Source organism: Microcoleus sp., assembly GCF_049646505.1.
Classification (GTDB): Bacteria; Cyanobacteriota; Cyanobacteriia; order Cyanobacteriales; family Microcoleaceae; genus Microcoleus.
The window spans coordinates 1-9,188 of sequence record NZ_JBARVX010000291.1 but is presented as its reverse complement, the minus strand read 5'-3'; the positions used below and the strand labels follow the sequence as shown (position 1 = coordinate 9,188).

Sequence of the window (9,188 nt, the reverse complement as noted above, 5' to 3'; positions counted from 1 at the left end):
GGCCGGGAAGCGGCAGCAATTCGGGAAGTGCGATCGCCGATGTCACAAGCCCAGCAGGAAATCCCGCCCAGAGTGAAAGCGGAAGCTCTTCCTCAGAGCCATTTGCGGGCGGTTCTGGCCCCATAGCCCGATCGCCCGCAGCCGGCCCGCCTGTCACAGCTACCAGGCCGGGAAGCGGCAGCAATTCCGGAAGTGCGATCGCCGATGTCACAAACCCAGGAGGAAGTCCCTCGAACTCAGCATCCGGTGGTAGTGGAACTGGCGGGGGGGGATCTTCAGAGCCCTTTGGCAGTGGTTCGGGCTCAGTGCCAAAACCGAAAAACTCTGGTGGAGGGGGGAGTGCTTCCCCTGCTTCGGGCCCGGCACCGGGCACTTGCATTAGCTGCGGTAAACCTGAATATCCCAGCGCCGCCAGAAAAGAAGGGCGGCAGGGTCAAGTGACAGTCAAGTTTGATATTGACCCCAACGGTAAGGCATTCAACATCGCGATTTTGACTTCTAGCAAATACGACGACTTCGATCGCGCAGCGATTAAAACAGTAGAAAGATGGAAATTTGCCTCATCAGAAAGCGGCATTCAAGGAAAAACAGCTTCTATTACCTTCCGGCTCAATGAGTAGGTATTTTCTGGAAACCTAGCAATTTGGCTGGGAATTCAATAGCACCAAGAAAGCAACTGTAAATCTAAAAATTGAATTTTGTGTGAATTATGAATTTTGGAATGTCGCCAGCAATATTAAGTAAACTTCAGCGATTTGGATTCGCTCTATTACTTGGCTCCAACTTGGGAATTGCTCAGTTATTTGTCAACCCTGACAGCGCAATGGCAGGAGTGATTACTTTACCCGATGGCGGACGTTGTGAGGGAGAATTGAGCGAGGGCAAACTCAGCGGGCCCGCTAGGTGCGAATATGCCAATGGCGATCGCTATGAAGGGCAATTTCTCAACGGCCAACCTCACGGTAAGGGAACCTACACATTTAAAGCAGAAGGTCGATACCAAGGAGAATTTGCCGGCGGGCAATTCAACGGTCAAGGTGTCCGCGAATTTGCTAACGGCAACCGCTACGAAGGAACTTTTAAAGACGGTGAATTCGACGGTACAGGTACTTTTACTTCCACTAACGGCATTCGTTATGAAGGCTCTTTTACCAATGGTTCTCCCAGCGGTCGGGGGGCTTTTACCTTCAGTGATGGCACTCGTTGCGAAGGAGATATTAAAGAAGGCAAAGTTAACGGTAAAGGAGTCTGTCAATATGCTAATAAGAACCGCTACGAAGGAGAGTTGTTGAGTAACTTGCCTCACGGACAGGGAACCTATACTTTTGCGGTCGGAGGTAGTTATCAGGGGCAGTTTAGTGAAGGGCAATTTGATGGCAAAGGGGTTCGCGAATATCCGAACGGCAACCGCTATGAAGGAGAGTTTGTCAAGGGCAACGCTCAAGGTCAGGGGTTGTTAACTTTTAAAGAAGGGGGACGTTATCAAGGGCCGTTCGAGAATGGAGAATTTAATGGTGAGGGTGTCCGCGAGTTTGCTAATGGCAATAGCTATAAAGGCATTTTTGTCAAGGGTAAGATGAGCGGAAATGGAGTTTATATTTTTGCCAATGGCGATCGCTGCGAAGGCGAATTTAGCGAGGGTCAGTTCAGCGGTAAAGGCAAGTGTACCTATGCTAATGGCGATCGCTATGAAGGTCAATTCCTCAACGGTCAAAAACACGGTCAAGGTTCCTACGTTTATGCAGATGGAACGAAGGTAGAAGGAAATTGGCAACAGGGTCAAATTAAAAAATAACCCTTTGACAGAATCACCGTTCTTTCATGTGCGGTGATTTTTGACCAATAATTTCAAAGGTGGTACCCGCCACGTGATTTATCCGTGGAATCAATCCTTGCATCTAAAATCTAAAATCGTCAATCCCCCGAATTTATCCGTGGGTAAATCCTTGCATCTAAAATCTAAAATCTAAAATCTAAAATCTAAAATCGAATGACGCTTATTAGGAGTCTGCTCCGCAAGCGTATTCTTGCGTCTCCTCTGCGTCAGTTGACAGTCGTAGAAATGGCCGATCCTAACTTTATACCAATTTCAAAAAATAATGCAACAGTATTCTTGTCCCCCCCCAAAGCATCGGGGGGGGTAGGGGGGGTCGGAGAGTATTGCATGATTTTAGAGAAATGGTATTATTTACAGCATATTCTAGATTCATGAAGTACAGTAGCAGCTATAGCGATTCGATCGCGTTGCGAGGTATGCCCGCGGAGGCCACTCCTAGCACCTCATGTTACGATCGAAAGGCTATAGTTACTGTCTGCTCTTCTCTATCAAATTAATTTAAATACATTTACCTGGCTAAAAAATCTTTTAAAAATTATATTTTGGGCGGATTCATCCACCAAAGTTTGTCCTTCATAATTCTCGCGCCCGATCCACCGAGGAGTGTCAAATAGAATATATCGCCCGTTTTACGCATCGCTGCATATAAATTTGAAATACCTTATCCTCACGGTTGATTTGCCGGCACTCTGAAAACAATCTTCTCGCTTCGGCAAACCTCTCCTTATTGTACAATACCAAACCTTCCTCAAAGATTGTTTTTGTGTCTAACTTTTTCTGTCGCAACTCCGGCGGATCTCCGCTGAATACTTCATAAATCGTTACCAATTGCGATTTACCTTTGACTGTGACGCGATCGATCAATCTAAAATCGTAAACTTCGTTCAACTGTATAAAAGTATTTTGAGTAATTAACATCGAGACTCCATACTCTTTCGTCAAATCTTCCACGCGGGAGGCTAAATTTACCGCATCGCTGATCACCGTGCTGTCCATCCGACTTTGGCCGCCAACCGTGCCTAACATCAAAGAACCCGTATTGATGCCAATGCCAATTTGCAGTGGCGGGCGATCGGGTCGATGGCGATTAATATTGTACTCGTTAAGCTGTTCTAGCATCGCAATTCCAGCTTTCACAGCATCGTCCGCACTGCCATTAAACAGCGCCATAATCGCATCGCCAATGTATTTATCAATAAACCCAAAATTTTCAGTAATTGCAGGCTCCATTCGCGACAAATAAGCATTAATAAATTGAAAATTTTCTTCAGGATTCATAGTCTCAGAAAGAGCAGTGAAATCGCGAATATCTGAAAACAGCACCGACATTTCTTTCTGCACTTGATCGCCTAATTTTACGTCCAGAATACTTTCATATCCCAGAAAGTGGAGAAATTGGTGCGGCACAAACCGCCCGTAAGCATCTGTTAAATTTTCTTCGGCTGCTAAAGCTTTTTCCAGATCGTTTGTGAATTGGCGGCGCTCGGTTTCTACCTGTTGACGCTCTGTGATGTCTTGAAAAACGGCGATCGCGTAAACTATGTTTTTCCGTTCGTCGTAGATTGGAGTCGCCCAAACCTCGATCGGCACAATCTTCTCCCGGCGGTGAACTTCCGCATCGTCAACGTGCACCACTTCCCCCCGCAGCGCCCGCACAATCGGTTGAATTTCGTGCGGATACAGCTCATTGCTTCCAGCACGGTAAGTTTGATAAAATTCCGATAAACTGCTAAGAACAACATCAGAAACCAAGCCTTTGCCAAATATTTTCTCAGCCCAAGAATTCATGTAGCAAGGTTTTCCGACACCATCTACCACAAATATACCCACCGGCACCGCTTCCAGCAATTGAGTCAGCCGACTTTCACTTTCTAACAGCGCTTCATTTAACTTTTCTTGAGCTACCAAAGCTTTTTCCAAATCATTCGTAAACCTGATCCGTTCCACATCCACCACTCTTCGCAAAGTAATATCCTCAGTAAAACCCTGATAGTAAAGCACCTCACCGCTAGCATCAAAAATAGTGCGCGCGTCCTCAGAAATCCAGATAACACTACCATCTCGGCGGTAAACTTCCGACTCAAACTCAGACACAGTACCGTACTGTTCCATCATTGCAAAAAACTCTTGACGGCGCTGCGGTTGCACGTATAATTGCCGCTGAATATCATTAACACTAGACATCAACTCTTCAGGGGAATCATAGCCGTAGATTTGAGCCAGAGCAAGATTAGCGCTGAGCAATTTTCCGTCAGGTGCAGTCTGAAAAATACCTTCAAGAGCATTTTCAAATATTTGGCGATACTTTTCTTCAGCTTGCACCAGTGCTGCTTCCGCTTGCTTGCGTTCCGTAATATCAGTAAAAGCAATAATCCCGTAAGAAATATCGCCGATAGAATCATAAATAGGAGTCGCCCAACTCTCCACCGGAATAACCTTATTCCCAGTCCTAATTTCTACACCCTCAGTCCGCACTGTTTCGCCCCGGAGCGCCTGCATAATTGGCAACTCTTCCACAGGACATCTCTCATTAGTTCCGGCTTTATAAAATTGATAAATTGCCGCTTTCTGCTCCGAATTAATATGCGGCACAGTGCCTTTACCAAAGACCTCCCGCGCCTTCTGATTAGCATAAAAAGATTGACCGTTAGCATCGAGCACGCACACGCCCAGCGGCATAGCTTCCAGATATTGCGTCAACCGACTTTCGTTTTCGTGGAGTTTGGAAATCAGCATCGCCTGCTTGCGGTTTAATCTTGCCAACTCCTGATTCATCTCCTGAAGTTCTATTTGTTTTTCAGCTAATTGTTTGTCTTGAAAATATTTGTATATTGCTTCAGTAACGGTTAATTTTAAGTCGTCAGATTGCCAAGGCTTAGGTATGTATCGGTACAATTTAGCATAGTTAATAGCATTGGCTACGGCCTCCAAATCTGCCTGCCCCGTCAGCATAATCTTGAGAGTGTTCGGCGAGATGGCATGAACGCTCCTCAATAGCTCGTCTCCTTTCATCTTCGGCATGATATGATCGGAAATAACCAAAGGAACTTCATACTGTTCTGCTAAAAGTTCTGACAGCAACTCTAAAGCTTCTTCGCCGTTTTCGGCAGTTTCAATTAAATATTTATCTTCAAAGGCTTTGAGCAAGTCTATTTCCAGACTATCGAGTATAGTCTGCTCATCATCAACACAAATAATGACTGGTTTTTTCATAAATTTGCTAGACCAGACTTAATTGCTTCAATTAATTCTTGATTTTTCCAAGGCTTTTGTATGAAAGCATGAAGATTTGCTTGAGTTTTTGCGCGATCGATTGCTTCTGCGTCGGCTTGCCCCGTCAGCATCACTGTCACAATTTGCGGATATTTTTGATGAATTGCAATCAGCAACTCATCTCCTTTCATTCCGGGCATCAACCAATCAGAGACAATCACTAGAATGTTAACCTCATCTTCACATAGCTCTTCAATAATTTCCAGTGCTTCTGCTGCGCTTTCAGCAAATTCGCAAAGATATGTACCGTTAAATGCCTGTTGCAGTTCAATTTCCAGACTTTCCAACACTGCTAATTCATCGTCAACACACAAAATTGCTGGTTTAGACATCGCTAATTTTCTCCTTTAGTCTGGCTGAGTGAATCCCGATTGGCAAGCACATCGTTGTCTAAATTCTACATGGTGCGGGGTAGACTGCAAATTTTTAGCCCCTGCTCAGCTTTTGTGCATTTAAATTGTCTGTTAAAAAACGATCGAACCCTGAGTGGGGCGAGTCCCAAAGCCCGCCCAGAATATACAATTTAAATGCGCGACAGCTTAGATGTCTGGGGAGTGTCAACTATTAAATTAAATTAATCGGCACAGACACTGTAAATTCTGTTTGCCCGGGCACAGACTTCACATCAATTTTACCCTGATGTTTTTTAATGATTTTTTCAACGATATCCAATCCTAACCCGCTGCCTTCTCCGGCAGGTTTGGTGGTAAAAAACGGCTCAAAAATTTTAGGCAAAATTTCTGGTGGAATTCCCTTTCCGCTGTCGGTAATTTTTACGACAACGTTGGTATCTTGCTGTATCGCGTCAATTGTTAGAGTTCCTTGATTTTCCATCGCTTGTAAGGCATTGTGAATCAAATTAGTCCAAACTTGATTTAGTTCGTCGGGATAACACAGTGCGGCAGGCAATTCAGCTTCATAGTTTCTGACTATTTCCACACCCTGCTTGAGCTGGTTTTGATAAAGAGTCAATACAGTTTCAATTCCTTCAGTAATATTCACCTGTAATTTTTCGCTATTGATATCGTAACGCGCATAACTTTTCAGGGCAAAAACGACTTTAGCAGCGCGTTCTGTAGCGGTAGCTATGGTTTTGGCGCTTCTGTGAATGCTCGCAAAATCGTAAGCGGTTTTAATAATGTTTTCGCTTTCGGGATCTTTGAGCAAGGGCAAGAATTCTTCCAGGTTTCCCTGCAATCCTATGTTGACTAAAATATTGGCTAGGCTGTCAGCATTGTCAATTTCTGCGGATTGTAGTTGCTGCTTTACGCCTCTTTTCAATTCCCGTTTTTCTCGCGTAGATAAAGCGTAGTTTTGTTGGCGGGAACTGTACATCAAACTCAAGAAATCTTGCTGGCGTTCGGCGGAGAGTTCTTTAAAAAAAACTGGCAAAGTTTCGAGATTGTTATCCAAAAAGCTGGTAATATTGCCAATAGACGAGCGAATCGCCCCCAGCGGGGTATTGATTTCGTGAGCAATCCCCGCAATCAGTTGCCCCAAGGCTGCCATTTTTTCGGATTGAATTAATTGATGCTGAGTTGCGTGCAGTTCGTCTAAAGTGACTGTGAGTTCATCATTTTTTTGTTGGAGCTTTTTCCGCAAATGGCACATGGCTAAATGGGTTTCTACCCTAACTAAAACCTCTTCCATTTGAAAGGGTTTGGTAATATAATCTACCCCGCCGACAGCAAAGGCTTTGACCTTATCGAGTACGTCATTAATCGCGCTAATAAAAATTACAGGAATGTCGCGAGTGCGATCGTCAGCTTTGATTTTTTCGCAAACTTCATACCCGTTCATTTCGGGCATCATAATATCCAGCAAAATTAAATCTGGAGGCATACCTTTGGCAGCAGAAAGCGCTAATTCGCCGCTAGGTACGGGGCGGACTTTATAGCCATTGCCATTCAAAATTCCAGCTAGCAGCCGCAAATTAGCTGGGGTGTCGTCAACTACTAAAATATTGCCGCGATCGGTGCTAGGAATGTGGTTATTCATGTGAGCTTGCTTGAGAAATTAACTTTAATACTTTGTCGTACTCGAAATTTTCTATACAATTGGCGATCGCACTAGCCGTTACTGTATCCTTTAATCGAATTTGCTCGATCGAGCTTTCAATTAAATCCATATCTGCATTCAGTATTGCCAGCTTTAAATCCGCTACCAGCGACTCAGGCAATTTCACGAAATCAGCCTCAGTCATTTCGCGATCGCGTTCTGGGATTGCCGATAAATTAGCTTGACCCGGATCTTCATAAATATAGCGCACTCCGATATGTTTGTGCATAGCATCAAAAATATCGGCTTCCCGGAAAGGTTTCCGCATAAAAGCATCGCAGCCCGCCGACAAAATAACCGCCCGTTCTTCCTCCAAAACGCTCGCTGTCAGCGCAATAACAGCAGTAGCTTGACCTTTAATCGTACCTTTAATGTGTTTTGTTGCTTCGTAGCCGTCCATTACGGGCATTCTCATGTCCATCCAAATTAAATGCGGTTCCCAACTGTCCCAAATCTCAATAGCTTCTTCACCGTTAACAGCTTCTTTTAGCTCAAAATTTAGAGGATTGAGAAGTTTTATTAACAGTTGACGGTTCAGCGGTTTATCGTCTACTATCAAAATTCGATAGGGGTGTTGGTTGGGTGCGAGTGCAATCACATTGCGGGTCGGTTTTGGGCTTTCAATATCACTCGCATCGACCGCAATCACTTGAATGTCAAACTTAAAATTAGTTCCCTCCCCTACAGCAGAACTGACGCTCATTTCGCCGCCCATTAATTCCACAAATTTGCGGCTGATTGGCAATCCCAAGCCTGTACCTTCTTGCGAATCTTTGCCTGCTTGGGTTTGCACGAAAGCTTCAAAAAGATTGTCTAATTCGTTGGCAGCAATACCTGGGCCGGTATCTTTGACTTCAAAATGAAGAAATAAGTAAGAGGTAGAACCTAAACCGTTATTTTTGGCTGCATAACTCGCGTTTTCCGAATGAATTATTTGGGATATTTCACTACTATCATTTGCGGCAATATTTGTATTTTTTGATAGTTTTGAAGGGTAAACTTTTTCTCCTTCTTGCTTGCTATTCTTAGCTGATGACTGCCTGCTAACTGTGACCTCAACACCGCCTTCATTTGTGAATTTTAGAGCGTTGTTGAGCAGATTGATTAAGATTTGCCGCAATTTCAACTCGTCAGTTTCTACGTACTGCGGCAGGTCGGGACTGCGCTCGAAAACTAGCTGTAAGTGCTTGTCATCTGCTTTAAGCTGAAACATATCTTCCAAGTCGTTTAGCAGTTGATAGAGGTTGAACTTTTTGGGATTGAGGGTGGTGCGCCCCGATTCAATTTTAGATAAATCGAGGACGTTATTAATCAGGGTGAGCAGGTGTTCTCCGCTGCTATTAATTATGCTAATATTTTCTTGATGTTCTGGGGATAGGGTTTGGCTGCGAGTCATCAGTTGGGAAAAGCCGAGAATTGCATTGAGGGGCGATCGCAATTCGTGGCTCATGTTAGCCAGAAAGGCACTTTTAGCTTGATTTGCTACTTCGGCTTTGTCCTTAGCTACGGCCAATTCGGCAGTTCGCTCCCGCACTCGCTGTTCTAAGGTTTCAAAAGATTGTTGGAGCTGTTGAGCCATGCTGTTAAAGGATTTGGCTAATTCTCCCAATTCGTCAGAGCGTTGACTTTCTAGTGTTTTGTCCCATTCACCTTTAGCAATATTTTTGGCTGCTGTATTTAATCGCAAAATAGGATTTGTCACCCATTGAGAAGTTTGGATGCCAATGGAGACAGCTATTAGTAAAGCTGCGAAACACAGCCCAATCGTCGTGCGGGTATTGTTATTGATTTCTTCGGTGAAATCTGCTTCGGGAACGACTACTACAATCAGCCAGTCTAAACCTTTGCCGTCTTGGAATGGTAGAACTTTTACAAATTGTCGTTTTCCGTTTATTTCAAAATTCAAGAGATAGGAAGTTGTAATATTTTGTAATTTTACAAAAAGAGCTGCTAGATATTTTACTGTAGCTTGTGTTGAGGGGTTGACACTGGTTTCGGCTTGAAACACTTCTTTTTTATT

Annotated in this window: 5 protein-coding genes and 1 pseudogene; 2 read left to right on the top strand and 4 right to left on the bottom strand. The window is 44.1% G+C overall.

The genetic code is table 11. The features are described from left to right. Nucleotides 1-620 (top strand): energy transducer TonB (locus WBA89_RS15405; protein WP_424407860.1); only part of this gene is annotated, 620 nt, incomplete at its 5' end. A gap of 101 nt (nucleotides 621-721) precedes the next feature. Beyond that, complete coding sequence (locus tag WBA89_RS15400) at nucleotides 722-1,795, top strand: hypothetical protein (RefSeq protein WP_424407858.1); 1,074 nt, start codon at nucleotides 722-724, stop codon at nucleotides 1,793-1,795. A gap of 648 nt (nucleotides 1,796-2,443) precedes the next feature. On the opposite strand, the gene WBA89_RS15395 is transcribed toward WBA89_RS15400, so the two are convergent. From WBA89_RS15395 to WBA89_RS15380, 4 genes and pseudogenes are all read right to left on the bottom strand, one after another. Further along, nucleotides 2,444-5,050 (bottom strand): PAS domain S-box protein, encoded by a 2,607-nt coding sequence (locus WBA89_RS15395; RefSeq protein ID WP_424407856.1) that lies wholly within the window; start codon nucleotides 5,048-5,050, stop codon nucleotides 2,444-2,446. Further along, the gene (locus WBA89_RS15390; RefSeq protein WP_424407854.1) at nucleotides 5,047-5,442 is read right to left on the bottom strand and encodes a response regulator; all 396 of its coding nucleotides are present in this window, start codon (nucleotides 5,440-5,442) and stop codon (nucleotides 5,047-5,049) included. Before WBA89_RS15390 ends, WBA89_RS15395 begins: the two co-directional genes overlap by 4 nt. Nucleotides 5,443-5,674: 232 nt before the next feature. Beyond that, nucleotides 5,675-7,108 (bottom strand): hybrid sensor histidine kinase/response regulator, encoded by a 1,434-nt coding sequence (locus tag WBA89_RS15385; protein ID WP_424407852.1) that lies wholly within the window; start codon nucleotides 7,106-7,108, stop codon nucleotides 5,675-5,677. Further along, nucleotides 7,101-9,167 (bottom strand): annotated as a pseudogene (locus WBA89_RS15380) (ATP-binding protein); the annotation flags it as partial. The gene WBA89_RS15385 and the pseudogene WBA89_RS15380, both read right to left, overlap by 8 nt. Nucleotides 9,168-9,188 lie beyond the last annotated feature (21 nt).

Excerpts from the sequence above, each read along its gene's own strand:
- WBA89_RS15400 (WP_424407858.1), top strand. The coding sequence starts at position 722 with ATGTCGCCAGCAATATTAAGTAAACTTCAGCGATTTGGATTCGCTCTA.
- WBA89_RS15395 (WP_424407856.1), bottom strand. The coding sequence starts at position 5,050 with ATGAAAAAACCAGTCATTATTTGTGTTGATGATGAGCAGACTATACTC.
- WBA89_RS15390 (WP_424407854.1), bottom strand. The coding sequence starts at position 5,442 with ATGTCTAAACCAGCAATTTTGTGTGTTGACGATGAATTAGCAGTGTTG.
- WBA89_RS15385 (WP_424407852.1), bottom strand. The coding sequence starts at position 7,108 with ATGAATAACCACATTCCTAGCACCGATCGCGGCAATATTTTAGTAGTT.